General features: G+C 71.4%; 20 protein-coding genes and 1 pseudogene. 6 read left to right on the forward strand and 15 right to left on the reverse strand.

Annotation, left to right across the window (positions count from 1 at the left end; genetic code table 11):
• Positions 1-109: 109 nt before the first annotated feature.
• Together OHA11_RS32705 and OHA11_RS32710 are read right to left on the reverse strand one after the other, a co-directional pair.
• Positions 110-2,566 (reverse strand): ABC transporter permease, encoded by a 2,457-nt coding sequence (locus OHA11_RS32705; protein ID WP_266502541.1) that lies wholly within the window; start codon positions 2,564-2,566, stop codon positions 110-112.
• Complete coding sequence (locus tag OHA11_RS32710; RefSeq protein ID WP_266502542.1) at positions 2,560-3,297, reverse strand: ABC transporter ATP-binding protein; 738 nt, start codon at positions 3,295-3,297, stop codon at positions 2,560-2,562. The genes OHA11_RS32705 and OHA11_RS32710 overlap by 7 nt, the downstream gene beginning before the upstream one ends.
• Before the next feature lie 199 nt (positions 3,298-3,496).
• Between OHA11_RS32710 and OHA11_RS32715 the strand changes: the two genes are divergently transcribed.
• Entirely contained in the window at positions 3,497-4,768 is a 1,272-nt protein-coding gene (locus tag OHA11_RS32715) for a sensor histidine kinase (protein WP_266507622.1), read from the forward strand.
• Positions 4,768-5,400, forward strand: coding sequence for a response regulator transcription factor (locus tag OHA11_RS32720; protein WP_266502543.1), 633 nt, complete (start codon positions 4,768-4,770; stop codon positions 5,398-5,400). Before OHA11_RS32715 ends, OHA11_RS32720 begins: the two co-directional genes overlap by 1 nt.
• A 196-nt stretch (positions 5,401-5,596) precedes the next feature.
• Here OHA11_RS32720 and OHA11_RS32725 read toward each other — a convergent pair.
• The 9 genes and pseudogenes from OHA11_RS32725 to OHA11_RS32765 all read right to left on the reverse strand — a co-directional run.
• Positions 5,597-6,333: pseudogene (locus OHA11_RS32725) on the reverse strand (histidine kinase); the annotation flags it as partial.
• Entirely contained in the window at positions 6,332-7,369 is a 1,038-nt protein-coding gene (locus OHA11_RS32730) for a rod shape-determining protein (protein ID WP_266502544.1), read from the reverse strand. The pseudogene OHA11_RS32725 and the gene OHA11_RS32730, both read right to left, overlap by 2 nt.
• Positions 7,370-7,550: 181 nt before the next feature.
• Entirely contained in the window at positions 7,551-12,380 is a 4,830-nt protein-coding gene (locus tag OHA11_RS32735; RefSeq protein WP_266502545.1) for an SAV_2336 N-terminal domain-related protein, read from the reverse strand.
• Positions 12,370-13,620: a MoxR family ATPase gene (locus tag OHA11_RS32740; protein WP_266502546.1), complete on the reverse strand. Its 1,251-nt coding sequence runs from the start codon at positions 13,618-13,620 to the stop codon at positions 12,370-12,372. Before OHA11_RS32740 ends, OHA11_RS32735 begins: the two co-directional genes overlap by 11 nt.
• Before the next feature lie 27 nt (positions 13,621-13,647).
• Complete coding sequence (locus tag OHA11_RS32745) at positions 13,648-15,378, reverse strand: trypsin-like peptidase domain-containing protein (protein WP_266502547.1); 1,731 nt, start codon at positions 15,376-15,378, stop codon at positions 13,648-13,650.
• Positions 15,375-15,773, reverse strand: a complete 399-nt coding sequence (locus OHA11_RS32750) for a CU044_2847 family protein (RefSeq protein ID WP_266502548.1) — start codon at positions 15,771-15,773, stop codon at positions 15,375-15,377. Before OHA11_RS32750 ends, OHA11_RS32745 begins: the two co-directional genes overlap by 4 nt.
• Positions 15,774-16,053: 280 nt before the next feature.
• Complete coding sequence (locus OHA11_RS32755; RefSeq protein WP_266502550.1) at positions 16,054-17,469, reverse strand: carboxyl transferase domain-containing protein; 1,416 nt, start codon at positions 17,467-17,469, stop codon at positions 16,054-16,056.
• Positions 17,462-18,952, reverse strand: coding sequence for an acyl-CoA synthetase (locus tag OHA11_RS32760; protein WP_266502551.1), 1,491 nt, complete (start codon positions 18,950-18,952; stop codon positions 17,462-17,464). Before OHA11_RS32760 ends, OHA11_RS32755 begins: the two co-directional genes overlap by 8 nt.
• Positions 18,953-19,069: 117 nt before the next feature.
• On the reverse strand, positions 19,070-20,515 hold the full coding sequence (locus tag OHA11_RS32765; protein WP_266502553.1) for an SLC13 family permease: 1,446 nt from the start codon (positions 20,513-20,515) through the stop codon (positions 19,070-19,072).
• 353 nt (positions 20,516-20,868) lie between these two features.
• Here OHA11_RS32765 and OHA11_RS32770 point away from each other — a divergent pair, with 353 nt between their 5' ends.
• The gene (locus tag OHA11_RS32770) at positions 20,869-21,591 is read left to right on the forward strand and encodes a FadR/GntR family transcriptional regulator (RefSeq protein WP_266502555.1); all 723 of its coding nucleotides are present in this window, start codon (positions 20,869-20,871) and stop codon (positions 21,589-21,591) included.
• A 232-nt stretch (positions 21,592-21,823) separates the two neighbouring features.
• Here the strand turns inward: OHA11_RS32770 and OHA11_RS32775 are convergent, their stop codons facing one another.
• Complete coding sequence (locus tag OHA11_RS32775) at positions 21,824-22,363, reverse strand: GNAT family N-acetyltransferase (protein WP_266502556.1); 540 nt, start codon at positions 22,361-22,363, stop codon at positions 21,824-21,826.
• 281 nt (positions 22,364-22,644) lie between these two features.
• On the opposite strand from OHA11_RS32775, the gene OHA11_RS32780 reads away from it, so the two are divergent.
• Positions 22,645-23,418, forward strand: a complete 774-nt coding sequence (locus OHA11_RS32780; RefSeq protein WP_266502558.1) for a peptidase E — start codon at positions 22,645-22,647, stop codon at positions 23,416-23,418.
• A gap of 92 nt (positions 23,419-23,510) precedes the next feature.
• Here the strand turns inward: OHA11_RS32780 and OHA11_RS32785 are convergent, their stop codons facing one another.
• Together OHA11_RS32785 and OHA11_RS32790 are read right to left on the reverse strand one after the other, a co-directional pair.
• Positions 23,511-23,807, reverse strand: a complete 297-nt coding sequence (locus OHA11_RS32785) for a hypothetical protein (protein WP_266502559.1) — start codon at positions 23,805-23,807, stop codon at positions 23,511-23,513.
• A 131-nt stretch (positions 23,808-23,938) separates the two neighbouring features.
• On the reverse strand, positions 23,939-24,418 hold the full coding sequence (locus tag OHA11_RS32790) for an ATP-binding protein (protein ID WP_266502560.1): 480 nt from the start codon (positions 24,416-24,418) through the stop codon (positions 23,939-23,941).
• Positions 24,419-24,572: 154 nt separating this feature from the next.
• Between OHA11_RS32790 and OHA11_RS32795 the strand changes: the two genes are divergently transcribed.
• Both OHA11_RS32795 and OHA11_RS32800 read left to right on the forward strand, forming a co-directional pair.
• The gene (locus OHA11_RS32795) at positions 24,573-25,118 is read left to right on the forward strand and encodes a GntR family transcriptional regulator (protein WP_266502561.1); all 546 of its coding nucleotides are present in this window, start codon (positions 24,573-24,575) and stop codon (positions 25,116-25,118) included.
• On the forward strand, positions 25,115-25,903 hold the full coding sequence (locus tag OHA11_RS32800) for a GntR family transcriptional regulator (protein ID WP_266502563.1): 789 nt from the start codon (positions 25,115-25,117) through the stop codon (positions 25,901-25,903). Before OHA11_RS32795 ends, OHA11_RS32800 begins: the two co-directional genes overlap by 4 nt.
• Positions 25,904-26,034: 131 nt before the next feature.
• Here the strand turns inward: OHA11_RS32800 and OHA11_RS32805 are convergent, their stop codons facing one another.
• Positions 26,035-26,223: a hypothetical protein gene (locus OHA11_RS32805; RefSeq protein ID WP_266502564.1), complete on the reverse strand. Its 189-nt coding sequence runs from the start codon at positions 26,221-26,223 to the stop codon at positions 26,035-26,037.
• Between the last annotated feature and the right edge of the window lie 13 nt (positions 26,224-26,236).

Raw genomic sequence — 26,236 nt, forward strand, 5'->3', positions numbered from 1 at the left:
TCGCGGCTCATGAAGTGCACCGTCCACCCGGTCTGCTCAACGCCCGCGGACCCCAACCGGTCAGTGACCGGGGTCTGCATCCGGGCAGGCCAGCGCCCGGGTCAGAAGGTCACTCCGGTGTGCCCGCCGCCTCCACCGCCCTGCGGCGCAGGGAGAGGCCGGCCGGAGCGACCGCCGAGACCACGGCGAGCACCGCGCAGGCGCCCATGGCCGCCGCGAGCGTCGCCCACGGGATCTCGATGGACGTCCACACCGAGAGCAGGCCCAGCGCGCTCCACATGCCCACCAGGTTGAGCCCGGCGACCAGCGCTCCCAGCAGCCCGCCGACCATGACCACCATCAGCGCCTCGGCACCCACCAGCCGCACCACCTGCCACCTGGTGGCGCCGGCCAGCCGCAGCACAGCCAGCTCGCGGACCCGGTCGGAGGTCGCCATGACCATCGTGTTGGCCAGCGAGATGCCGGTGTAGAGGAGGGCGATCCCGAGGACCAGGAAGAAGCCCATCCGGGTCGTCCGGTTGGTCTCGGGGTGCATCGCGCGCACCCAGGCGTCCTTGGTGAGGACGTCCCCGCGCGACGCCCGCACCGCCTGACGCAGACCGGCGGTCACGGCGCCCGCGTCGGCACCGTCTGCGAGGCGTACGTCGACCCGGTCAACGGGTGCCTCGGGGGCGTTGCGCGGGGTGACGTAGACGCCGTTGTCGCCGGTGCCGGTGGTCATGACCGCGGCGATCTTCAGGGACTTCCTCGTGCCGTCGCCGGTCCACACGTCCACCCGCTCGCCCACTGTGTGCTTCTTCCACTCCTCGTTGACGATGATCGAGTCGTCGTCCAGATCGCTCACCTTCCCTGCGGCGAGCGGGAGACGGGCCGTTGCCGCGAGTGGTTCCGGCTCGACGGCTCTGGCATCGGACCTGACGAGCGCCACGCCGTCCTCCAGGACGTACACGGCGCTCGACGAACTCGCCGAGACCTCGGCGCCGGACACGGCCCGAAGCCGCTGCACCGTCGCCTCGTCGAAACCGGCGTCGCCCGCCGGGGCGACCACGAAGTCGGCGGCCGTCTGCTCACGCACCTCGGTGGCCTTCGCCTCGTCAAGGGTTGCGGTGGCGCCGAGCAGCGAGCCCGCCAACGCGACCATGACCAGCACGGGCGCCGCGACGGCGGCGGTGCGGCGCACCCCGGCGGCGGCGTTCTCCCGCACCAGCATCCCGCCGGCGCCCGGTAGTTGGGCCGGCAGCCAGGCGATCAGCCGGGCCAGTGGCCGCACCAGCACCGGCGCGAGCAGCGCGACCGCGGTGATCAGCAGCATGGGCCGGCTCACATAGGTCTTGCGCTGCAGCAGGTCGCCCGGGTTCGTCACCAGGGCCAGGGCCAGTGTCACCGCGGCGGTGATCAGCAGGGCCACGCCGAACAGCCGACGGCCCCATGTCATCGGCCGGGTGTCCACGGACGCCTCGCGCAGCGCCTCGGTGGGACCGGTGCGCCCTGCCCGCCAGGACGCGGCCAGTACGCCGCACAGGGCCACCAACAGGCCTGTCCAGAACGCCATGTGGTAGGGCCAGATGTAGTCGCCGATGCTGAACCAGCGGGGTGCGAGGCTCTCGCCGACCGCCCACTCGGCGAGCTTCGGAGCCCCGTAGGAGCCAAGCACACAGCCGGCGGCCGAGGCGAGCACACCGACCACGAGCGCCTCGCGGACGACCATGCGGCGGATCTGCCCCGGGGTCGCCCCGGCGGTGCGCAGCAGCCCGAACTCGCGGCGCCGCTGGGCCACCGCGAACGCGAAGGTCGAGGCCACCACGAACACCGACACGAACCCGGTGACGCCGCCGGCCGTGCCGAACATGGCGTTCATCGCGGTGAGAGCCTCGCTGTCCCGGTCGGGGTCGGCGTCGGCGTACCGGCGCGCGTCCCCGGTGAGGACCTGTACGCCCTCGCTGCCGCGCACCGCCTCGCGCACGGCCGCCGCATCGGCGTCGACCACGAGCTGGACGCTGCGCGGCGACAGTTCGGCGGCGCGCACGTCGGTGTAGAACACGGCGTTCTCGAAGCCCGGCCCGGCCACGGTGCCGACGACGCGCACGGTGCCGACGCCGGTCCGCACCCCGGTGCCCGGACGGGCCCAGTCACCGCTGACGACGACCTCGTCCGCGGCCTCGGGCGCGCGTCCCGCGTCGAGTTCGTACGGCGCGAAGGCCGCGGTGGACCAGGGGTGGCCGACAAGATCGGCGGGCCCGCCCTCGGCCCGCACGGCGAACGACCGGTCCTCAGCGACGGTCCCGAGGTCCCGCAGCTTCGCGAGCGCCTCGTCGGGCACGGCCCGCGGCTGCGCGAGCTTCTCGGTGCGGTCGCCGATCGAGGTGGGCACCTCAAGGGTGTCCTGGCCCTTGACGACGACCGGCGCGGCGGCGAACCGCTCCGGCCCCCGGCCGGGTGCGTCCAGCGAGGACGCCAGGGCCAGCCCCATCACGGCGATCAGCGCCACACCCAGGGAGAGGGCGACGAAGCTGCCGACGAAGGTGACCCAGCGGGTGCGCAGGGTGCGCAGCGTGGTGCTCAGCACGGCGCCGCCTCAAGCTTGGTCATGCGCGCCGCGATGTCCTCGGCACAGGAGCCGATCAGCTCGCCGTTGACACGGCCGTCGACGAGGAAGACGACGCGGTCGGCGTAGGAGGCGGCGACAGGGTCGTGGGTGACCATGATGATCGTCCGGCCGTCCCGGTCGACCATGCCGCGCAGCAGTGTCAGCACCTCGCGGCTGGTCTGCGAGTCGAGCGCGCCGGTCGGTTCGTCGCCGAACAGCACTTCGGGGCGGGTGATCAGGGCCCGGGCCAGGGCAACCCGCTGCTGCTGGCCACCGGACATCTCTGTCGGGCGGTGCCGCGCCCGGTCGCCGAGTCCGACCTGTTCGAGAACCTCGCGCACCTGGGCCTTCTTCGGGCGGCGGCCGGCCAGCCGCAGCGGCAGGGCCACGTTCTGCTCGGCGGTCAGCGAGGGCAGCAGGTTGAACGCCTGGAACACAAAGCCGATGCGCTCGCGGCGCAGCAGGGTCAGCTTGGTCTCGCTCACCCTGGTCAGCTCCGTGTCGCCCAAAGCGACCGAGCCCGACGTGGGCCGGTCCAGGCCCGCGGCGCACTGCAGCAGGGTCGACTTGCCGGACCCGGAGGGGCCCATCACGGCGGTGAACGTCCCCCTCGGGAAGGCGAGCGATACCTGGTCGAGGGCGGTGACGGACGTGCCGCCCGAGCCGTACCGCCGGGTTACGGAGCGCAATCGGATCGCGTCGTTGCTCATATGTTCCCCCACCAGTACCTGCTCCTCGGCTCGTTGGTGCCTCCACGAAACCGCGGAAGCCCCTCGCGACGCAGTACGGCCCGAACGAGACTTGGGGTGGTGCCAGGCCTACCCCCGATACGCACCCTGGACCGATGGCACCGGAACGATAGGGCCACCTACGGTCATGCACATGCACCCTCGGAATGTGTGGCAGGCCATGTCCCGGCCGGGCTTCCTGCTGTCGGCCTGGCCCTGGCGGTCCGCCGCGTATCTGCTCACCGGCGCGGTGACCGGCGTCGCCACCTTGGTGGGGATCGTGACGGTGGCAGCGGTCTGCGGTGCGCTCGCCATCGTCTTGGTGGGGCTGCCCCTGCTCGTCGTGGTTGCCCTCAGCGGGATACCGGTGGCCCGGGTGGAGCGGCGCAGGGTGCGCCTGATCGACCGCAACCCGGTGTCCGGCCGGCACCAGGTGCCGACCGCGCCGGGACTGTGGGCCTGGCTGACCACCCGGCTGCGCGAACAGACGACCTGGCGGGAGCTCGGGTACGCGCTGCTGTTCGCCGGGCTGCTGTGGCCGGTCGACGCCCTGGCCATCACGGTCGCCCTGCTCTTCCCACTGTCCATGGTCGCCACCCCGCTGCTGATGGCCACGGTCGGCGACGGCCATGAGGCGAAGGTGCTCAAGCAGTGGACGGTCACCACATGGCCGACCGCTTTCGGCGTCGCCGTACTGGGCCTGCTCCTGATGAGCCTGTGCGCTTACGTGCTCGGCGTCACGGCGGGCGCCCGCGCCGAGCTGGCCCGGCTGCTGATCGCCTCCCCTGAGGGCGAGCTCAGTGCCAAGGTGGTCGAACTGGCCCGCTCCCGCGTCCGGTTGGTCGATGCCTTCGAGGCCGAGCGGCGACGTATCGAGCGCGATCTGCACGACGGCGCCCAACAGCGCCTTGTGGCCCTGACGATGGCCCTCGGGCTGGCCCGCCTCGACGCCCCGCCCGGCCCGCTCGCCGACCAGCTCACCAAGGCCCACGAGGAGGCGGGCAAGGCGCTCGCGGAGCTGCGCGAGCTCATCCACGGCATCCACCCCAAGGTCCTCACGGACTACGGACTTCCGGCCGCGGTCGCCGACGCAGCTGATCGTTCGACGGTCCCCGTCGACGTGAACCTCGAACTGCCGGGCCGGCCGCCCCAGGCGGTCGAGTCCGCAGCGTATTTTGTGGTCTGCGAGGCACTGGCCAACGTCGCCAAACACAGCGGGGCCGACCGCGCGCAGGTGAGCGGCGGTCATCGCGACGGCCGCCTGTTCCTCGAGGTGCGCGACGACGGCTGCGGCGGCGCGGACGCCTCGGCGGGCAGCGGCCTCACCGGGCTCGCGGACCGGGTATCGGTCCTGGATGGCAGACTTGCCCTGACCAGTCCGCCGGGTGGACCGACTCTGTTGCGTGTGGAGTTTCCTTGCGAGTTGACCAAGGCGGCCGATCGCTCCGCATAGTGCTGGCCGAAGACAGCGTGCTGCTGCGGGAAGGGCTCATCGGCCTGCTCAGCCGCTGCGGCCACGAGGTGGTGTCGGCCGTCGGGGACGCGCAGGCACTGGTCGCCGCGGTCGAGGAGCATGCCCCCGACATCGTGGTGACGGACGTACGCATGCCGCCCGGTTTCCAGGACGAGGGCCTGCACGCGGCAGTGCGGCTGCGTGAGAAGCGCCCCACACTCCCGGTCCTGGTCCTCAGTCAGTACGTGCAACGGACGTACGCCGCCGAACTCCTGGACTCCGGAGACGGATCAGGCGTCGGTTATCTGCTCAAGGACCGGGTCGGCCAGGTTGAGGAGTTTGTAGAAGCGCTGCACAAGGTGGCGGACGGCGGGACGGTGGTCGACCCCGAGGTGGTGCGCCAGTTGCTGCGCCGCCGCCGCGATCCGCTGGAGCAGCTCACCCCGCGCGAACGCGAGGTGCTGGCACTGATCGCCGAAGGCAAGTCCAACGGCGCGATCGCCAAGGAGCTGGTGGTTTCCGAAGCGGCGATCGGCAAGCACATCGGCAACATCCTCACCAAGCTGGACCTGCCTCCGACGGACAAGACCCACCGCAGGGTCCTGGCCGTCCTCACTTACCTGCGGGCGTGACCCACCGAGCGCGCTGGGCTGCCATGCCTGGCTCGACATCAGCCGCAAGGCACGGCGTCGACAGCCCGTTTTGCGGGTGTTGATACCCGACACGGGTTGTCGGCACTGCCGACCCTCGGTTTCGCCGTGGCCGGGGCCAGGGCCAGGGTTCGGCTCGACTCGGCTCGGCTCGGCTCGGCCGAGGGGTGGTCGTGCCTGGCAGGAACCCGAGGACCGCCGCGGCGCCCTCCGTCTCGCGAAGGACCTTGCCCCGGAACGTGGTCGGGGCTTCGGCGGGCGGCTGTCGCAGCGCGAAGTTCGCCGTAAGGACCTCCTGGACGGTCGACCGGAGTTCGTCGAGTGCGCGGCCCAGCATCGCGTGGACCTCGGCGTCCCGCTCCTCGTCGGCGGTGCGGCGCCGGGTGGACTCCAGCATCATGCCGGTCGCGAAGAGCCGCTGGACGACCAGATCGTGCAGGTCACGGGCGATCCGGTCACGGTCCTCGAAGACCGCGAGCCGCTCCCGGCGCTGCTGGGCGTCCGCGAGGACCAGCGCGAGCGCGGCCTGCGAGGCGAACTGCGTGGCCGGCGGCTGCTCGACGGACGTGTACGAACGGTCGCCGCGCCTGCGGGGAAGAGCGAGGGTGCCGATGAGCCGGCCGTCGGCCTGGAGCGGCAGCAGCATGCTCGGCCCGAACCGGTGCCGTACCCGCGTCGTCATGCGCGGGTCGGTCGCCGAGTCCTCGACGAACACCGGTTCCAAGCCCGGGAGTTGCACAAGGACCGAACTGCCCGGCTCGATGGTCGTACCGACGAGGTCGGCAACGGCCCCGCCGCGACGGCGGCGCCGCCCGGGTCGTCGAGCGTCGACGCCGCCACGATCTCCATGCCGCCCTCTCTCGTGGGCAGCAGGATCACACCGGCCGAGGCGTCGGCGAGGATCCTGGCGCCCTCAGGTGGCCAGCGGGTCGAGGACCAGCGGCTCGATCCTGCCCTCCAGCATCGCGCCCAGGCCGAGGATCGCGCACACGTCGGGCCGTTCGGCGATGTGCACCGGCATGCCCGTCGCGTGCCGCAGCATCTGGTCGAGGCCGGGCAGCAGCGCGCTGCCGCCGACCATCATGATCCCGCGGTCGGCGAGGTCGGCCACCAGGTCCGGCGGGCAGACCCGCAGCACCTTGCCGATGCCGTCGAGTACGGCGGTCAGCGGGGTCTGGATCGCGTCGCGCACGGCGGCCGTGTCGACCTGTACGGAACGGGCGAGACCGGTGGCCACGTCCCTGCCGTGGATCTCGGTGGAGGCGGGACCGTGCGCGGTGAGCCCGTTCCCGGAGAGGGCGAGCTGCAGCGGTCGTACGGACTGGGACGGGAGCATCAACTCGTGCTGGTGGCGCAGGTGTTGGACGATCGCGTGATCGATGGCCTCGCCGCCGACGGGGATGCGCGCGGCGGTCACGATCGCTCCGAGGGACAGCACCGCGACCTGGGTGGCGGCGGCCCCGCACACCATGATCATGGTGGCCTCGGGCCGTTCCACGGGCAGTCCGCAGCCGACGCCGGCGGCGATGAGCGTGTCGACGAGCTCGACGCGCCGCGCACCGAGTCCGACGAGCGTCTCGACCGCGGCCCGCTCCGCGAGCGGGTCGGCGTCGTGCGGGGTGCAGATGGCGGCCCGCAGCCGGGGCTTGCGGCGCAGGGCGCGGCGGACCTTGTCGCCGAGCAGCTGGCGCAGCATGCGCTGGGCCATCTCGATGTCGACGACCGTGCCGCCGGAGACGGGCCGCACGACGCGGATGTAGTCGGGCGTACGGCCCGTCATCTTCTCGGCGAACTCGCCGACGGCGATCAGGGCGCCGGTCTTCGTGTTCACGGCGGCCACGCTCGGCTGGTCCACGACGAGCCCGGCGCCCTTCACGAAGACCCGTGTCCTCGCCGCCCCCATGTCGACGGCGAAATGACAGCGGCGCAACTGCTCCAGGCTGGCGGTCATGGCTGGTCCTCCCGAGAGCGCGGACGGTGGGACGCGGCCGGGATGGCGGTCCTCCTTCGCATCGTGGGGGACCTGACAGGGTGTCGCCTTTCGGGTGGGCCGGGCGGGGTGCCGCCGTATGGGTGGTTTCTGGGCGACGGCGACGGCGGAGGTTCCGCGGTCGGCGGCGTCGGGCGGTGGCTCAGGTGTTGGGGAGCGCCCGGAGCAGGGGTGCCCATGAGGCCGTGGTCAGCTCGCAGCCCGCGTGGGCCAGGCGCTCCCTGTGCCGCTCGGAGCGGGTGTAGCCGAGGAAGCGGAGGCCGATGGCGTTCGCGGCGGTCAGCTCGGCGACCGACGAGCCGACCAGGATGGCGTCCGACGGCGACGCGCCGAGGTGGTCCAGAGCCCGCAGGAGACAGTCGGGGTCCGGCATCAGCCGGGTCAGGTCGTCGGCGCGGCCGTGCACTCCGCCCGTCACCAGACCGGTCAGCCGTCCGTGGGCCTGCAGATACTTCCAGACGGCACTCGGCGCGTTGTCCGCGACGACGGAGACGCGTCGGCCCAGGGCGTTGAGCGTGGTGATCAGGGAGTCGGAGAACGGGGTCGTCGCGGCGGTCGTCACCGCCCGTTCCTCGATGCGGTTGAGCCGGCGGCGCAGATCGGCTCCCAGCGGGTGGCCGGCGAACGCGCGCAACAGGTCGAGCGGGTTGGCGTGCCCTTCCAGGGGCGGGGTGGGCGCGCCCTGCGCGGAGAGCGGCTCACCGCCCAGCGCGGCCTCGGGGTGACGCAGTTCGGCGAGGAGGGCGGCGAGTTCCCGGGTGGCCTGGTCCTCCTTGGCCCGGGTGTAGAGGCGTACGAGGGGGCCGTCGAAGCCGATGAGCACGTAGGGGGCGTCGAGCAGGGCGGTGGCGGCGTCGTCCGGGGGCACGACCGGCTTCGACGGCGCCCGGAGGGCGGACTGCGCCTCGCCCTCCGCCACCAGCCCGATCGAGCACGCCACCGACAGCCCCGGCACCGGCCAGCCGCGCAGCCCGCCGCGCGCCGCGTGCTGTGCCGCGCCCGCACGACGGAGTGGGTGCCGCCGCGTGACGCGGCCCGTCTCTTTGATCACGTGGTGGAGAAGGCGTTCGGACACGTCGGCGGTTTCCCCGCGCACGAAGGCCACCGGGTCGTCGACGTGCCAGGACAGCTCGACGGACGCCGCGAAGGTTCCGTCGCCGGAACTGGGGAACGACAGCTCGTGACTGGCCTGGTGGGCGGTCAGGTCGACCTCGTAGTACGTGATGAGGCTCCCCGTGGTCGGTGTGTCGTCGAGCCGTTCGGGGTCGAGGAGCGTCAGCGCGTCGTCGTCGGCGGGCTGGACGACGACGGCGGTGCGGCCGGGCTCGGGGAGGCGGATCGACCGGAGGTCGTGGGTGGTGAAGGGGCCGCGGACGAGGTCGCGCTGTTCGGGGGCGGGGGCGGGGGCGGGGTCCGGTGCGTGTTCCGGGCTGCGTTCCGGGACGTTAAGTTGGCAGTACCAGGCGAGGGGCGGCCCGTCGGTCGCCCGCTGCGGGGGCAGGGGCTGGAAGCGCGCCGGGTCGACGGGCAGACTCCCGGCTGTCAGTTCCTGGTGCAGGGCGGGGGAGAGGACGACGGTGATATCCGCGGAGGAGTCCTCCAGGGAGGCCCGCAGATCGTTCTCCGGTAGGAAGCTGCCGACGAACTGGATGGTGTGCCAGAACGTCACCCGGATCCTGGGCGGGTCCTCCAACTCCAGCAGCGCGCCCGGTAGTTTGCGCAGCACTGCGCCGAGGACGGGCAGTACGGACGCCTCGGGTTCGGTGACCACGAGGTAGCCGTTGTCACGGGCCAGCACCTCGTACTGGTCCGGTGCCAGGTCAGTCAGGGAGAGCAGCCGGGTCAGGGCGCGGCCGAGGACGAGGTGTGCCAGGCGGTGCTCGCCGGGGTCGTCGGGGTCGTCGGCGAACGGAGTGAACTCAAGGAGGACGGTGGCTCCACCGCTGTCCCGTCCCTCCAGCGGCTGGATGCTCCGCTCGAAGTCGCCGATTTCCAGGCCGAGTTCCCGGTCGGGCGCCCGGTCGGGTTCGAGGCCGAGTTCCAGGTCGAGTTCGGCAAGGTCCCTCAGGAGGCTCTGGTGCAGGGACGTGAGGCGGGCGCGGGCCGACTCGGCGGCGGGCCCGGGGACGCCGTCGAGGGGTTCGCCGTGCCAGAGGTCGAGTGCCTGCCGGACGGCACGGCGGGCTTCCGCCGGGTCGCCTTCGTCCCGGCGGGACCTCGCGCGGGCCGCGCATTCCTCGAAGAGGTGCACGTCGATCGTTCTGGGCGGCGCGTATACGGCGTAGCCGCCGGGGGTGCTCGCCAGAATCCCGTTGCCCAGAACGCCGCGCAGGCGGGCGGCGTACAAGGAGAGGAGGTGGGCGGCCCGCTCGGGCAGTCGCTGCCCCCACAGACCTGTGGCCAGTTCGGCGTACGGCACTGATCTGCCGTTCCTGAGGAGCAGCATGCACAGGAGCGCCTGCTCCTCAGGGGAGGCGAGGGGCAACTGAGCTCGGCTTTCCTGCGCCACCAGAACCGGGCCGAGGAGACGGTAGACGTGCCGGTCGCTCGCGGCGGCGTGCCGTGCGTCAGCCTTGAAGACCGGGGAGAGGAAGGCGTCTCTGCCACGCTGCTGTAGGGCCAGGTCCCAGGAGACGAGGTCGGTGACAGAGTCGGCGAAACCCGTCCGGAAGAGCGGGCTTGGGTCCTCCCCGGCCAGCTCGATCAGCAGGTGTCCGAAGTCGTTCAGATCCTGCGACTCCGTGCGGTCCCGCATGTTCCCCAGCGCGAAGGGGGTGATCGCGAAGGAGCCGTCCGGGCGTGCCAGAACGTTGTTCGGCGTGAGTCGGCCGTGCGCCTGGCCACGAGCGTGCACCGCGGCCAGGCCCTGTGCGACCTGGTGCGCCAGTTGGGCGAGCATCCAGTCGGGCAGCCGGGAGCCCCCCTCGGCGATGAGCTCGGCCAGGGTGACCCCGTCCACGAACTCCGTGACCAGGTACGGGACGCCATTGTCGACGCCGCAGTCATGGACGGCGATGACGTGAGGGTTCTCGACCTGGGTGAGTGCGCGTGCCGTCTCCAGGAGTCGCTCGTGGTGCTCCGGACCGATGTCGTAGTCGATGTCGTACTGGTAGACCGCCACCGTCCTGCCGAGCCGTGTGTCCTCCGCCTGCCACACCTGCGAGCCGGCCGCCACCTCCCGGACCAGCCGATACCTGCCCAGCACGAGTCGTGGTTCGGCCGGCTTCGCCGGGGCCCCGCCCAAGGCCGGCTTCGGCGGGGCCCCGCCCAGCCTCCGTACGCTCTCCTCCCGTACCGCCGCGAACGGTTCGCCGCCCGCCGTGACGTTCCCGGGTCCCGGAACGGCGACCCGGAACTCGCCGGGCTTCACCCCCGCCCGGGCGTCGATCAACGCACCTGCCCGCGCGACGAGTTCGGAGGTACGACCGCGCGCCGAGCGCGGCAGCGTGCGCAGCAGCAGCTCCCGGACGCCAGGTCGGAAGGCGTACGAACCCGCCGTGCCCGGGACCGCGGTCAGCGCGCCGCTGAGGATCACCTCCGCGAGGTGCTGCGGCTGGGGGTTCCGCTCGATCGCCGCGTGGACCAGGCGCATGACGGGCAACTCGGGCCGCCCGACGGCCAGATGACCGGCCAGCCGGAAGGCCTCCGGGGAGGCGAGGGAACGGAAGCGGAGCAGCAGCTCCTCAGGAGTGAGCCGTTCGACGTCGCTGCGGCCCCGTTCGTCGACCGGCGCGGGCGGCGGCGCGGCGCCCAACAGGCCGACCGCGCCCGGCAGTCGGCCCCCGCCCGCCACCAGCGCCGACCAGTTCGCAAGCCAGGGCGCCGAGGCCTCCAGGACGGGGACGGGGAGCACCTCGCGAGGCAGTTCCTCCATGTCGATGGCGTACGAGTCCACGTCGTACCCGGAGTTGGGCGTCGCGGGTCCCGGCGCGGCGATCCGGGCGGTCGTCGCTGGCAGAGCCGTGGTGCGCCACAGGCGTTCGGGCAGCGGCTGGACCACGGCGACGGGCATCCTGGCGGACCAGCGGCGCAGTGTGGCGTACCAGCGGCTGCCCGCCGGGCCGTCCCGCCACTGCGGGCCCATGCAGTCGCTGATCAGCAGCGTGACCGTACGCCCGTCCGCGTACGCCTCCTGCGAGCCGGGGCGGCGTACCGTGCCGTCGGTCTCCAGCCGGTGCAGCTCCACCGTGCGGAAGATGCCCGACTGGGCGAGCGCCGTGTGCAGTTCGCGGACGAGCGGCCGCCAGACGGGCATCGTCGGGCCGGCGTCGTACACGAGATGCAGGGTCAGCCAGCGCTCGGTCGTGGGCCGCAGCACGGGCAGCCACCACTGCGGGGCGGCTCCGAAGCGGGCGATCCGGTGTGCGGTCGCCGCCTCGTCCAGTTCCTGCCCGAACGGGGCCGGGACCCGCCGCTTGAGCGGGCGGAGGGCGCGTTGGAGTGTGAGGGGGTGGGGCAGCATGGGGGGTGCGGGGGCCAGGAGGGACGTGTACGGACCGTCTGTGTCCGGGTCCTCTGGCCCCTGTCGCCCGTTCGGTCCGTCCGCCGCGTCGGGTGTGCCGGGCAGGCGGAGCGGGACTCGGTTGTCAGGGTGCCCCTGTCCAGTGTGCGGGGGATTTGCTTGTGTGTTGGGTGCGGGTGAGTGGGTGCTTGTCGCGCCGTTCCCCGCGCCCCTAGAGGCAGGGGGCGGCGGGCTGGGAGAACCCGTGCCCGAGGTGGACGAGCCTGAGCCGGAAGAGTCGGAGTCGGACGAGCGCGTAGCCGAATCGGTGGTCGTCGCATCGGTCTCGGGGGTCTCCATGTGGCCTGCCAGCCACAGCAGTTCGGCCAGTTCGACGGAGGTGGGGCGGGGTCCACCGCCGGCCTCCGTGAGGATGTCGGCGAGGCGAGCGGCACCGGCACCGGCACCGGCACCGGCACGGGAACCCGTGTCGGCGTCGCTTCCGGTACCGGCGTCGGCCTCAGAACGCATCCGGCTCGTCCCCCGTGCGGCTCAGGTACGGCATCAGCTGCTCCGCCAGCTCGTCGCGTGACGAGGCGTCGATGCCTGCCGCCCCCGTGAGGTAGATGGCGTTGAGGAGTTGGTCCGTCGCCAGTTCGCCGTCCGTTCCCCGGGACAGGAAGCGGTCGATCAACTTCCGGGCGTACGCGTCGGGTTCGCCGAGGTGCGCGCGGACGATGCTCTCCAGGTGGGCGTCGCGCGGCTGGTGGAGTTCGAGGCGGACGCAGCGGCGGAGGAAGGCGGGCGGGAACTCGCGCTCGCCGTTGCTGGTCAGGACCACGAAGGGGAAGGAACGGCAGCGGACGCGACCGCGTGACACCTCGACCCGTTCGTCCGTGCCGTCGACCATGACCTCGGCGGAGGGGGTGTGCCGGGCGGCGCGGACCAGTTCCGGGATCTCGTACTGGCCCTCCTCCAGGATGTTGAGGAGGTCGTTCGGCAGGTCCAGGTCGCACTTGTCGATCTCGTCGATCAGCAGGGCACGCGGACGTCCGTACGGAAGGAGCGCCGTGCCGAGCGGGCCGAGGCGCAGATGGTCCTGGAGCCCGCTGTCCGGAGCGAGCCTGCGGTCGGGAGCGAGCCGGTGGTCGGGAGCGAGCCGGTGGTCGGGAGCGAGCCTGCGGTCGGAAGGGAGCCGGTGGTCGGAAGGGACTCCGCCGTCGGGAGCGAGCCTGCGGTCGGAAGGGAGCCGGTGGTCGGAAGGGACTCCGCCGTCGGGAGCGAGCCCGCCGTCGGAAGGGAGCCCGCGGTCGGACAAGTGCCCTCCGCCCGGCGGGAGTTCGGTGTCCGGCGGTACCTCGCGTGCGGCGGCGCGTCCCGCCGCGTACAGGCGCGACAGCGGGTCGTACTGGTAGAGGCCGTCGTGGAGCGTGGTGCGGCTCGTGATGTTCCAGCGCAGGACGGGGCCGAGCCTCAACTCCCGTGCCACCGCGTACGCGAGGCTCGACTTGCCGCTGCCCGGCGGGCCCGTCACGAGGAGCGGGCGGCGCAAGTACAGGGCGGCGTTGACGAGTTGGACCGCCCGGTCCGTGGCGCGATAGGTACGGGCGCGGTGCCGGCGGTCCGGGGAGGTCGCCGAGGCGTCGTCGCCCTCGGCGGGAGTCGCCAGCTCGGGGCCGCCCTCGAAGGCACGCCACGGTGGTGGCGCGGGCAGCTCGGCGATGCCGTCGTGCGGCTCGCTCGAACCCGTGTAGACGGGCCACAGGGACATGGGCTCTTCTCCTAGAGGGCGCGCGGTTCAGGCGACGGGGGAGTGGCGGTAGCCGACGGGTTCGGGCAGGTATCTGGGGTCCTCCCAGAGCAGTGCCAGGTCGTACGCCCAGTGCGGTTCCAGGCCGTCGGAGGCGAAGGCGGTCTTCCGCAACTCATGGACGTACGAGGGGAGTTCGCCTGGTGGCAGACCCGCGACGTGGTCGGCGAGGCGGTCCAGGAAGGCCGAGCCCCGGCAGCCCTCGTGCGACGGTCCGCCCTGACAGTCGGTGCGTGGCCACAGCATCACCGGAACCGCGGCGTTCAGACTCGCGTGGAACAGCATTTTGTTGTGGTGTGAGCGCGGCGGCGCCCCGAAGCCCACCATGTCCGCGCTGTGGTGCAGGTCGACGGCCAGCTTCGCCGGGTCCTGGCCGCGCTGGTCCGTACAGCCGATGCGGAGCAGTTGGGCTGTGGGCCGCCCGTCGAGGTGCTGCCATTTCTGGGCGAGCTTGTGCTGGAGGCTGCCGCTGCGCCGCCGTTCGAGGTCCATCACGACGAGCGGTGCGAGCGAGCCGAGCGGGCTGTCGTCGTCGGCACCGAAACGCCACTGCGCGACGTCCGAGTTGAGCCAGCGGCGCGGCAGGACGAAGACGATCAACTCCCGTTTGCCCAGCTCCAGTTCGTTGTACGCGTCGTCGATGCGATCCAGGGCGTAGGGGCGGACCCGGTCGGCGGACAGGCGGCGCGAGCCGACCACGCGGCGGTGTGTGCCGTTGTACGCGGACACCTCGACGAGGAACTGGTCGATGCCGCTGCCGCTGGGCGCGATCTCGACGAGGATCGGCGACCACGCGTGCACGTGGACGGGCCTCGGGACAGGCGCCGGCTTGCGGCGGGCGTACGGCCACGACCGCAGTGCGCTCCGTGTCGGCGCGTCCCTGCTGAAGTCGGCCAGCCGGGCCGCGAACCGGACGACCGCCTTGGGGTCGTACTCCTCCGAGAGGAGATGCCAGGCCGCGTCCCACAGCGAGTTGAAACCGTGGGGCGGCGGATACGCTCCGACGTTTCCCACGGCGTCGCGGTAGAGCCGCTCGGGGCCGCACTCCGGCTCGCCGTGCCGCGCCACCGCCTCGACCAGGCGTCGTAACGTCTCCTTCTGCGCACGGTCGTACTCCGGAGTCGGAATCAGGTCGCCGAGGCGCGGCCAGTAGCGGGCCATGACCTGCGCGGGCAGCATCCGGCCGTTGCGGTTCGCCGGGTCGCGTGCCGCGGCGGAGACCATGCCGACGACCCGCCCGCTGTCCGCGAGCGTCACCGCCGCGCCGCTGAAACCGGGTGCCAGCGGTTGCCCGTGTGCGGTCCACGCCTCCAGCTGTACCCACTCTCCGGCGATCAACTGGTCGGCGGTGGCGCGGTATTCGACGATGGCCCCCTCTTCGTACCGCTTGGGAAAGCCGTACGCCAGCAGCTTGCGCGGCGGATGCCCGTGCGCGTCCGAGGGCGCCGCGAACTCGGCGGGTTTCAGGGCGACTTCGCGGTCGAGTTCCAGTACGGCGAGATCGCCGCGGGCGGTGTCGCTGCTGTCCCAGCCGCCGTGGGCGATCACCCGGGCGGGAATCGCCTCTTCACCGCTGTGCACGAAGGAGACGCTCACCTCGTCGGCAGGGCTGCTCGCGACGACATGCGCGCAGGTCAGCACATGCCGCTCGGTGACCAGGAAGCCGGCTCCGGTGGCGCGTCCGCAGGTGATCCTGGCGTGCCAGGAAACGCTGGTCATGAGGCTGAGGTGGTCTCCTGGGAGCCGGTGATGGACTCAGGAGCGCCGGGAACGGACTCGCCGGAGCCGTCCGGGCCCCCTGATGACGGCGACCAGGAGAGCTTGACGACGAGATGGCCCTCGACAGCGCTCTTGGCGATCAACGCGCCCGCCTCCGCGGTGAGTTTCACCCCGAACTCGATCTCCACGGTGTCGGGCTGCAGCGAGCCGTCCCGGAAGACGCGGAGCGCCGACTCGGCCGCCGCCCGCACCCCGTCCAGAGAGCCCTCGAACGTACGGGCCGCCTGGACCGTCCCGTCCGCGCGCGCGACCAGCCGGGAGCCGGACTCGTCCTCGACGCCCTCGACGACGACCACGGCACCGTCGTCGGTCTTGAACTCCACTAAACCGTCCATGGTGCGGCAAAACCCCCGTTGAGCGTGACTGCTGACCCATTGATCGTGACTGTCGACCCACCCATTGTCACGGACGGTGCTTGGCGCTGTCGCGTTTTCCACAGGTCGTACACCGTTCCTCTGGCGGAAAACCGCCAGGGCAGCTTCCCGCCAGGCCCGCCGACACCGCCGCAACACCGGCCCCACGACGCGTGGACCGCCCGGCGTCCGTGGGGCCGCCATGGCCGAAAGTCATACCGAGAGAGGCTTCAGCTCGGCGACGCCGGCGGCGTCAGCGGCGTCAGCGGCTCGGCGGCCGCTTCGGTGGCTTCAGCGGTTCAACGATGCCGCGTACGACACCGAGGTCCAGCAAGTCCTGGGGGCGGATGCGGAGTTGGTCCGCCGTGGCGCGTGCTTCCGACGGTGGTCGCTTGAGGATGGCGGCCGCGAGCTCGGGGGCGATGACGGAGAAGTAACTGTCGGGCGTGGCCCAGGTGTTGTCCGGTGCGGCGAGGGCCAGTGCGCCGCCCGAGCCGCCCTCGCCGATGAGGAGCGTGGTGACGGGCGTCCGGGCGGCGGCCACGGCCGCGAACACTTCCGCGATCGCCGCGCCCGCGCCCTGCCGCTCCGCCTCCGCGTCGTTGGCGGCACCCGGGGTGTCCACCAACGTCAGTACGGGGATACGGAGTCGGTCCGCGAGCCTGATCAGCCGGGTGGCGGTGCGGTAGCCGGCGGGACGGGTGGCGGTGCCTGTCTGGGCGGCGTAGGCGATCGTACGGCCGTCCTCCGCCCAGGTGCCGAAACCGCAGAGCAGCCCGTCGTCGGTACCGCCGCAGCGGTCGCCGCTGATCGCGGCACGGTGGGTGAAGCATGTGTCCAAGTAGGCGGTGGCGCGGGGGCGTTGGGGGGAGCGGGCGTTGTGTACCGCCTCCCAGCCGGTGGCGGGGAGGCCGGTGTCGGCCAGGGCGGGCGGAGGCGGGGCGGCCTCGGACGAGGGGCGGCTCAGCAGGCGCACCCAGAGCGCCAGCGTCTCCCGCAACTCCTCCTGGGGGACCACCGCGTCGACCGCTCCCGCCGCCAGCTGGGACTCCGCCGTGTACGCCGCCGGGTCGGCCTCGGGCGGTCGTACCCGCGAGCCCGCGAAGCCCACCTGGGCGCCCGGGAGCGCGAGGACGACATCGGCGCCCGCGCCCAGGGTGGCCCAGCCGCCGCCGGTCGTGGGGTCGCGCAGGACCGCGATCTGCGGCAGCCCGGCCGCCCGGGTGAGCGCCGACTGCCGTGCCACACGCTGGAGTTGGACCAGCGCGCGCATGCCCTCCTGCATACGGCTGCCGCCCGTGGCGACGAGGGAGACGACCGGGAGCCGGTGCTCGCGCGCATGGGCGTACGCGGCCTCCAGCCGGTCACCCGTACGCTCGCCCAGCGATCCGCCGAGGAAGCCGAACTCGAAGGAGATCAGCACGGCCGGAACCGTACCGAGGACGGCGGTCCCGCAGACGACCGACTCCTCCTCACCCGTACGGGCGGTGGCGCGGGCGCGCGAGGCGTCGTAACCCTGCCAGGACAGGGGCCCGTCCGGCCGCCCGTACTGCCTCGGGGGGCCTACGGGGCTTGCGGGGCCTACGGGTCTTGCGGGGCCGGTCAGTTCGGTGAACTCGGACGTGACGAGGGCGATCGCCTCGCGGGCCGTGTAGCGCGGCGGGACTGCCTCAGTCATGGGCCAGCGCGCGCTTCATGATCTTGCCCATGTCGTTGCGGGGCAGGGTGTCGAGGTAGTGGACGACGCGGGGTCGCTTGTGGGGCGCGAGGCGGTGGGCCACGTGGTTCGCCAACTCGTCGGCGGGCGGTGGTGATTGGGGATCGGCGGGCACGATCCACGCCACGATGCGCTCGCCCAGGTCGGCGTCCGGCTCACCGGTGACCGCGGCCTCCCGTACGCCCCGGTGCTCCAGGAGCGCGTTCTCGATCTCGCCCGCCCCGATCTTGTAACCGCCGCTCTTGATCAGGTCGGTGGCCTTGCGGCCGACGATGCGTACGTATCCGTCGGGGTCGCGCACCGCCATGTCGCCGGTGCGGAACCAGCCGTCCTCGGTGAAGGCCGCCGCCGTCGCCTCGGGCCGGTTCAGGTACTCGGTGAAGAGGTTCGGCCCGCGGACCTGGATCTCGCCCACGGTCTCCCCGTCGTACGCCTCGACGGCCGTCGTCCCGTCCTCCTCCGTCAGCCGTAGCTCGACCCCCGGCAGCGGGACGCCGACCGTGCCCGCGCGCGGCTCCCCGTCGGCGCGGACGCTGGTGTTCATGAGAGTCTCCGTCATCCCGTACCGCTCGATGACCCGCCGCCCGGTCGCTTCCGCGATCCGCTCGTGGTCGTGCACGGGCAGGGCGGCCGACCCCGACACGAGCAGCCGCGCCCTGGCCAGGGCCTTCGCGAGCGCGGGGTCGTCCGGCAGGGACTCCGCGATCCGGTGGTACATCGTCGGCACCCCGAACAGCATGGTGGCGCCCTCGCTCAACTCCCTTGCCACGCCCGCCGTTTCGAAGCGACCGAGATGCCGTACGGATCCGCCGCGGCGCAACGGGCCGAGGATGCCCAGGATCAGGCCGTGCACGTGGAAGAGGGGGAGACCGTGTACGAGTACGTCGTCGCCGGTCCACGCCCAGGCGTCCGCGAGGGCGTCGAGGCTGGTGGCGATGGCCCGGCGGGGGATGACGGCGCCCTTCGGGGGGCCGGTGGTGCCGGAGGTGTAGACGATGAGGGCGGGGGATTCGGGGGCGAGGTCGGGGGCGCCGGGGGCAGGGATGCCTGTGCTGGTGCTGGTGCTGGTGTCGATGTCGAGGCGTTCCAACGCGCTGAGTGCAGGCGGGAGTTGGTCGCCCGGTGCCGCGAGGACGAGTGACGGGGCGCTGTCCGACACCATGTGGCCCAGCTCGCTCTCGCCCGACTTCGGGTTGAGCGGTACGGCGGGGACGCCGGCCAGCAGCGCCGCGACCACGGCGACGGCGGTCTCCAGGGTGGGGGTGGCCCAGACGGCGACCCGGCCCGCCTCCGTGACACGAGCGGCGAGCGGGGAGGCGGTGGCGGTGGCCGCGAGTTCGCCGTACGTCAGGGAGCGGTCGCCGAAGCGCAGGGCGGGCCGGTGCGCGCCGGCGCCGTCCGGGTCCGTCTGGGCCTCGGTCAGGGCCGGGAAGAGAGGGGACACGCGTCGTACTCCTTAGCCGTTCGTCTTCGTTCTGGTCGTGCGTTCTGGTTGTGCGTTCTCGTCGTTCGTGTTCGTTGTTCGTGTTCGTTGTTCGTCGAAAGCCGCCAGGCGCCGGTGTCAGCCCCAGTGGGGTACCACCAGCGCGAGCCACACCACGGCGGGCACCACAGCCACCACAACCCCTCCGTACACCATCAACTGCCGGAAGAAACGTTCCCGGTCGACGCCGGGTGCCGCCGCGAGCACCAACGCTCCGTTCGTCGAGAACGGGCTCACGTCCACCACCGTCGCCGACACCGCGAGCGCCGCCACCATGCCGACCGCCCCGATCTCGCCCTGCGCCAGGAACGGCACCGCCAACGGGATCAGCGCCCCCATGATGCCGACGGACGAGGCGAACGCGGAGACCAGCGCGCCGATGTAGCAGAGGAGTACGGCGGACAGCAGTGGGACGCCGATGTCGCTGACGCCCTCGCCGGCCCAGTCGATCGTGCCCATCTCGTCCAGCACGCCGACGTACGTCAGCACACCGCAGATCAGCAGGACCGTAGGCCAGGCGATCTGGGTGACGGCGGTACGGCTGTCCTCCGGCCAGAAGGTGCTGAGCAGGACGGCGAGGGTGATGGAGGTGAGGCCGGCGTCCAGGTCGAAGGCGAGTACGGCGACGACCAGGGCGACGAGGGCGGCGAGGGTGGCCATACGGGCGGGGTTGAGCCGGGTGGTGTCGTCCTCGGGCCCTTCTGCACGGTCCTCGGGCGCGCTCTTCGCGTCGGCGTCGGGGCCGGGGCCGGGGTCGGAAACGGTGTCGGCGCCCGCGCTCGCCGACGACGCGGCCGGGACCGCCGAAGTTGCCACCGAAGACGCCGAGGAAGGAGCTGCCGAGGAAGGAACGGAGGAAGACGCCGAGGAAGAAGAGGAAGAAGCCGAGACCGAGGCTGTCTCCGTGACCGAGTCGTCGTTGCGCAGCTTCAGCCCGCCGAACAGCACGAACACCACCGCCGCGATCACGAGGTTGACGACGAGCGAGGCGAGGAACAGCGCGATCTCGTTGCCGGGCAGCTTCTCGCGCTCGACGATGCCGTTGACGATCGTCCCGTAGATGCTGATCGGGGAGAAACCGCCGCCCTGCGCGCCGTGCACCACCATCGCGCCCATCAGCAGCGGGCTGATGTGGTACCGCGCGGCGAAGCTCAGCGCGATCGGCGCCACGATGGCGACGGCGGCCGGGCTGACCGCGCCGATCGCGGTGAGCGCGCCCGTCAGCACGAACATCACCCAGGGGATCAGTACGACCCGCCCGCGCACAAGCCGGATCGAGGCGTGCACCAGCCAGTCGGTGGTGCCGTTGGCGCGGGCGATCGCGAACAGATACGTCACGCCGACGAGTACGACGAAGAGGGCGCCGGGAAAACCGGCGAAGATCTTGTCGGCGTCGAGGTCCGCGACGAGTTCGCCGACTCCGAAGGCGGCGGCGAAGGCGAGGGCGCCCATGTTGATGGAGCGGGTGGTGGCGATCACGAACACCACGACGAGCACGAGGATCGAAATCAGTTCGGCGGACATACGGGCTCCCGTCTTTGGGTCCCTTGTCGAGCGGGCGGCCGGTGGGGTGACCGGTGAGACGACCGGTGGGGCGACTGGTGGGGCGGCCGGCGGGGTGACCGGTGGAGTGGCTGATTGGCCAAGTGACTAAGTGACCAAGTGACCAAGTGACCAAGTGGCTGAACCACATTGGGCGGTGCTCGTGGAGAGCGTCAAGAGAAGTGACGAAATTGGCTCAGCCACTCATCCACTGGTCCACTTCTCCACAGAGCCGCTGAGCCGGTCACCCTCGGTGTTACGCTGCGCCGCAGGGGGACGAACCACCCGCAACAGGTGGGACGAACCACCCGTAAGAGGCGACAAGGGGGACGGGCATGACCGACGCACTGCGCCCGATGACGGCCAAGCCGCGCCTGTACGAGCAGGTCCTCGACCGGCTGCGCAGTTACGCGGCGGAGGGCGGTCTGGGTGCCGGCGACCGCCTCCCGCCCGAGCGCGACCTGGCGGCGCGCCTCGGTGTCAGCCGTGCCTCCGTGAAGCAGGCGATCGTCGTCCTGGAGGTGCAGGGCCTGGTCGAGGTCCGCCACGGCGGCGGCACCTACCTGGTCCGCGACACCCTCGACGCCGAACCGGTGGACCAACTCGTCGACCGCCGCCGCCGGTTGCCCGACGTGCTCGACGCCCGCGAGGCCCTGGAGACCAAGCTCGCCGAACTGGCCGCCGAGCGTCGCACCGACGAGGACGTCGCCGCGATGGACTCAGCCCTCGCGCACATGCGGACCGAGATCGCGGAGGGCGCACACGGCGTGGAGGGCGACCGCCTCTTCCATGCGGCGGTCACGGCCGCCGCGCACAGCGGCATCCTCGCCGAGTTCATGCGCTCCATCGCCGACCAGATCACCGAGAGCCGCCACGAGTCACTGCGCCAGCCGGGCCGCCCCACGCGTTCCCTCACCCAGCACCGCGCCATCTTCGACGCGATCGTGGCCCAGCAGCCGGGCCGTGCCGCCACCGCGATGCGCCGACACGTACAGACGGTGGCGAGGGTACGACTGCTGGACTGGGACCCGGAGGAGAACGACGAGCAGGGGCTTTGAGGGCGGTGGTGACGAACAGGCGCTCCGGCAGCCCCAGTACGTCTTGGGTCACCTCCCAAGCTCAGCCCTGAACAGGCCGATCTCGCACGCCAGATGCACGCTGCGGGCCACCCCGCCCCAGCCTCGCCGCCATGCTCAAGGTCGCGACATCGACCATCTACCGCCTCGTACGGCACACCCCGACGCCGTCGATGACTGAGCGGCCGGCACACCACCCCCTTCGGGCACGGGCTCAAGCGGACGGCGTGACCGGGGGCCGCTGGCCGAGCCACTGCTCGGCGTCCCAGGCCCGGAACCGCTCTACCTCGGTGAACCCCAGCTTTGCCGCGAGGCGCATCGAGCCGACGTTGGCGGTCTGGGTGGTGAGCACCACCGGCTCGCCGGGAAGGACGCCGTCGAACCAGTCGAGTGCCGCCGCGCACGCCTCGGCGGCATACCCGAATCCCCACGCCCGCGGCAGGAACAGGTAGCCGAGATCGGCCGTCCCCGTGGCAGCCGGGCGACTGTGCCCCGTTGCTCTCCTGAGCAGGATCTGGCCGATCATCGCCCCGTCGAGATCAACGACGAAACTCCCGGGCCACCGCTCGGGCACCGCGGGCATCTCGCACTCAAGCTCGTCACGCGGGCGGGGGCCGCCGAGGTAGGTGTGCACCTCTGGCGACGCCAGCAACTCGATGAACGCCGCACGGTCCCGGGCCTCGGACTCGCGGAGCACGAGCCGCTCGGTCTTGATCGGGGCAGGTGGCCAGGTGACGGGCCCTAGTTCGGTCATGGCGGGCAACCTATCGCGCACCCGCAAACGGGCCTTCACCACGTCCAAAGCCACAGCAGATAGCGGTCGCCGACGAGGGCGTCGTGCAGCCGCACGTCGGGGGTCGGGGCGGGGGTGGACCCGCCGCCCGTCAGTTAGACGGTGGCGAGGGTGCGACTGCTGGACTGGGACGCGGAGGAGAACGACGAAGAGGGACCTTGACAGTCGCAGTGACGAACAGACGCTCTGACGGCCGTAGTCAAGGGACGGCCGCAGCCAGAGCGAAGTTAGGATCCCCTGTCATGACCGCGTCGAGCACGCCGCCCCCTGCCTCCCCTGCGAACGGCCGCGAGCCCACCATTCTCGCCACCTCGGGCGGTCACCGTGCCGGGGCCGGCCGGACCATGGTGACGTTCAACTCCCTGGTGCACCACGCGGTCGACCTGTCGGGTGCCCACGGCCGCCGCCCCCGCGTCATGTACATCGGTACGGCCATAGGCGACGCGGAACACTTCACGGCCCGTATGACCGAGGCTGCACGCGTGGCGGGCTTCGACCTCACGCCCCTTAACCTCTTCCCGATGCCCAACCTCGACGACGTCGAGGGCACCGTCCTCGACCAGGACGTCGTCTGGGTCATGGGCGGCTCGGTGGCGAACCTCCTCGCGGTCTGGCGGGTGCACGGACTCGACGACATCCTCCGCCGTGCCTGGCGCTCGGGCGTCGTCCTCAGCGGCGTCAGCGCGGGCTCGATCTGCTGGTTCCAGGGCGGCACCACGGACTCCTTCGGCCCCGAACTCCGCCCGATCACCGACGCGTTGGGCTTCCTCCCTTTCGGCAACGGCGTCCACTACGACACCGACCCCGGCCGCCGCCCTCTGGTCCACGACCTCGTCGCGAACGGCACCCTCCCCACCACCCACTGCACCGACGACGGAGTGGGCCTGGTCTACCGCGACACCGAACTGGTCGAAGCCGTAACGGAGTTGCCGGGCAAGGGCGCGTACATCGTGACGCGCGACGGCGAAACGGCGGCCGAGGAACGCGTCGAGCCGCGCCGCCTGCCCGGGGTCTAAGGGGGTCCAGTAGGGCCTGTTCTGAGTGGTGATCAGGGAGTCCGGGCACTCGGCGCCCCGCTGGGAGCGAGGCGCCGGTGCCGCCGGTGGGCTCAGAGGATGAAGACGCTCTGGGCCGTTTCCGTGTGGTACGTCTCGCCCGGGTGGACCAGCCACTCGACCGGGCCGGTGCAGTCCGGTCCGGAGTGGACCTCGGCGATGGCGTCGGTGTGGTTGGTCACCGAGGTCGGGAACCAGTCGACGGAGTAGCAGCCGCTCGGGTTTTCGTATTCAGTGCCGTTGACGATTAGGACGCCTTCCGCCGCGTACGCCGATCCCGGCACCGCGACCGCCAACGTCACGGCGGCCGCCAGCGCCCCCAGGGTCACGGCAATGCGTCGTCGCATCATGGTGAGATCCCCTCATCGAGTGGACCGCGCCTGATGCGATCCACTTGAGTCACTCAGAGTATTTGGTCGAGTGCTGTCCGTATTCGGCGTACGGAGGCAATCCCTCCATCACTGGAGTGCGCCGCCTGGCTTCAGTTGTGACCAAAGCCGGGTTTGCGTCGAGGGAGAGTGTTGATCGGGCAGGGCTCGACGGGGCTTGTTTCTCCGCCCGCGCTCTCGACCGGCCTGGTCGCGACTTTGAACGCCGCCCACGCTGTCTTGCCCGGGACGTGCTGAGTAACGCCGAAGTCATCTGCCAACTCGCTGACCAGGAAGAGTCCCCGGCCCGTGCATCCCTCTGTGTCCGGGAGTCGGACTTCGGGGCGGCCGTCACCGCTGTCGCGCACCTCCAGTCCGAGGAGGGCGCCGTCCAGGAGTAGCTGGACGCAGAACTCCCGTCCCGGCGGCACTCCATGGAGCAGGGCATTGGTGGCGAGTTCCGAGACGCACAACCGTATGTCTTCCTGGCGGTCGTCGATGTTCCACTCGACGAGGGTGGTGAGGGCGAACTCGCGGGCGGCGCCTACAGAAGCGCGCGTTCGGGAGAAGCGTCGTTGCCGTAACAGGGGCACGGTGGACCACCACCTTGAACCTTGGCTGTACGATCTCGCAGAAGGTATCGCTATTCGCGAAAAGCGGCAAGGTTGTCGAGAGGGGTCGCCAGGATCAAGTCGCTTACTGTGTAAGGCGGCAAGGTAAGCGGTAGGTGGTCGGCAGGAGGACCTCGTGGACAGTGGTAAATGGGTCAGTTCCTCGATGTCGTATCTGACGCCCCGCGCGAAGGGGCAGCCGGACGCCTGGAGTGCTGAGCTCGCAGGGCACGGGCGACGGGGTGGCCAGCTGATCGTTCACGCCGGTGAGGTTCCCGCGACCAGCGCTGTCGCGGAGTTGTTCGGACTGTCCGAGGGTGAGGCGGTGGTCGTACGCCGTCGTGTCATGTATCTCGGCGACGAGCCGAGCGAGCTCACGGACACCTACTACCCGGTCGACATCGCGCGCGGTACTCGTCTGGCCGGGACCGCGAAGATCCGAGGTGGGGCCGTGACACTGCTCGCAGAGTTGGGATACGTGGGTGTACGTGTTCGTGAGGATGTGGTCGCGCGAATGCCGAGCGCGGAGGAGCGGGACGTACTGCGCACCGCATCCGATGAGCCCGTCCTGGAGTTGACCCGGCTCACCCTCGATCGCGACGGCCGTCCGATCCAGGTGGACCGCATGGTCATGCCTGCCCACCGGCAGCAGTTGCGGTACGAGATGCGGATCGGGGAGTGATCGTGCCCAGGGCCGAGGAGGAAGACGTCGACCGGCGTTCCCTGCATGAGCGCATCGCGGCGGATCTGCGGGACGACATCATGAGCGGACAACTGGCGCCGGGGGCCAAATTGCCGTCGACGGTGCATCTCAAGGCTCGGTTCGACGCGTCGAATGCCACTGTGCAGAAGGCGTTGCAACTCCTCAAGGACGAGCGGCTCGTCGTCGGGCGGGCCGGCGCCGCCGTGATGGTGCGCGAACATCGGCAGCGGACCATCCATCCGGCCTCGTACATGGCACCGGCAGGACCGGGCGAGCCGTACCGCTGGCTCGCAGCGGTGGAGAGGCAAGGGGTGCGGGCCCGGAGCAAGCTTCTCGACGTCTCGGAGGTAACACCTCCCGCGGACGTCGCCGCGGCACTGAACCTCCCACAGGGCGGTGAGGCAGCCCTGCGCCACCAGCTCCTTCTGATCGACGACGAGCCGGTCGAACTGGTCAAGTCCTACTACCCGTTGGAGATCGCCCGCGGCACCGCAATCACGGAGCGCCGCCGGATCACGGGTGGTACGCCCGCACTGCTCGCCGGCCTCGGCCACCCACCACGGCTCAGCGTGGACCGCGTCTCGGCCCGCGTCCCCACCCAGGAGCAGTACCGGGCCCTGCGCCTCCCCAGCGACCTTCCCGTGCTGCGCACCCTCCGGGTCGTCTACAGCGACGACGAACGGCCCATCGAAGCGACCGTCATGGTCAAGGCCGGGCACCTCTATGAGTTGCAGTACGAGTTCGCTGCTGATGCGACCGGTTAGGTTCGAGACGTCCTGACTGCCGAACACAAGGAACGCGCCCGCATCCGAAGCGAGAAAGGCATCCGCTGGGGTGGACGCCCCCTCAAAGCCGCAGCCTGACCGATCCCGGCGAACCTCCCCGGACAGAGCGATTAGCGAACAGCGGCTGCGGTCTTGGGCGGGGCGGTCAGTCGCAGGCCGACCTCCACGAGGGTCCAACCGAGGCGGGCCCGGAGGTCCCGGGGGCGCCGGGCCGCGGCGGCGAGACGGTACGCGTCGGCTTCGGCACGGAGTTCGGCGGCGCGGATATGGTGCAGCGCGAGGTGGGTCTCGGGGTGCATCGGGCTGTGGCCT

This window comes from Streptomyces sp. NBC_00878 (assembly GCF_026341515.1).
GTDB lineage: Bacteria > Actinomycetota > Actinomycetes > Streptomycetales > Streptomycetaceae > Streptomyces.

Bases quoted from the DNA above. Each gene is read 5' to 3' on its own strand.
- OHA11_RS32715 (WP_266507622.1), top strand. From the start codon at position 3,497: ATGTCCCGGCCGGGCTTCCTGCTGTCGGCCTGGCCCTGGCGGTCCGCC.
- OHA11_RS32735 (WP_266502545.1), bottom strand. From the start codon at position 12,380: ATGCGTTCTGAGGCCGACGCCGGTACCGGAAGCGACGCCGACACGGGT.
- OHA11_RS32765 (WP_266502553.1), bottom strand. From the start codon at position 20,515: ATGTCCGCCGAACTGATTTCGATCCTCGTGCTCGTCGTGGTGTTCGTG.
- OHA11_RS32780 (WP_266502558.1), top strand. From the start codon at position 22,645: ATGACCGCGTCGAGCACGCCGCCCCCTGCCTCCCCTGCGAACGGCCGC.
- OHA11_RS32785 (WP_266502559.1), bottom strand. From the start codon at position 23,807: ATGATGCGACGACGCATTGCCGTGACCCTGGGGGCGCTGGCGGCCGCC.
- OHA11_RS32805 (WP_266502564.1), bottom strand. From the start codon at position 26,223: ATGCACCCCGAGACCCACCTCGCGCTGCACCATATCCGCGCCGCCGAA.
- OHA11_RS32745 (WP_266502547.1), bottom strand. From the start codon at position 15,378: ATGACCAGCGTTTCCTGGCACGCCAGGATCACCTGCGGACGCGCCACC.
- OHA11_RS32775 (WP_266502556.1), bottom strand. From the start codon at position 22,363: ATGACCGAACTAGGGCCCGTCACCTGGCCACCTGCCCCGATCAAGACC.
- OHA11_RS32710 (WP_266502542.1), bottom strand. From the start codon at position 3,297: ATGAGCAACGACGCGATCCGATTGCGCTCCGTAACCCGGCGGTACGGC.
- OHA11_RS32750 (WP_266502548.1), bottom strand. From the start codon at position 15,773: ATGGACGGTTTAGTGGAGTTCAAGACCGACGACGGTGCCGTGGTCGTC.
- OHA11_RS32755 (WP_266502550.1), bottom strand. From the start codon at position 17,469: ATGACTGAGGCAGTCCCGCCGCGCTACACGGCCCGCGAGGCGATCGCC.
- OHA11_RS32740 (WP_266502546.1), bottom strand. From the start codon at position 13,620: ATGTCCCTGTGGCCCGTCTACACGGGTTCGAGCGAGCCGCACGACGGC.
- OHA11_RS32730 (WP_266502544.1), bottom strand. From the start codon at position 7,369: ATGACCGCCAGCCTGGAGCAGTTGCGCCGCTGTCATTTCGCCGTCGAC.
- OHA11_RS32770 (WP_266502555.1), top strand. From the start codon at position 20,869: ATGACCGACGCACTGCGCCCGATGACGGCCAAGCCGCGCCTGTACGAG.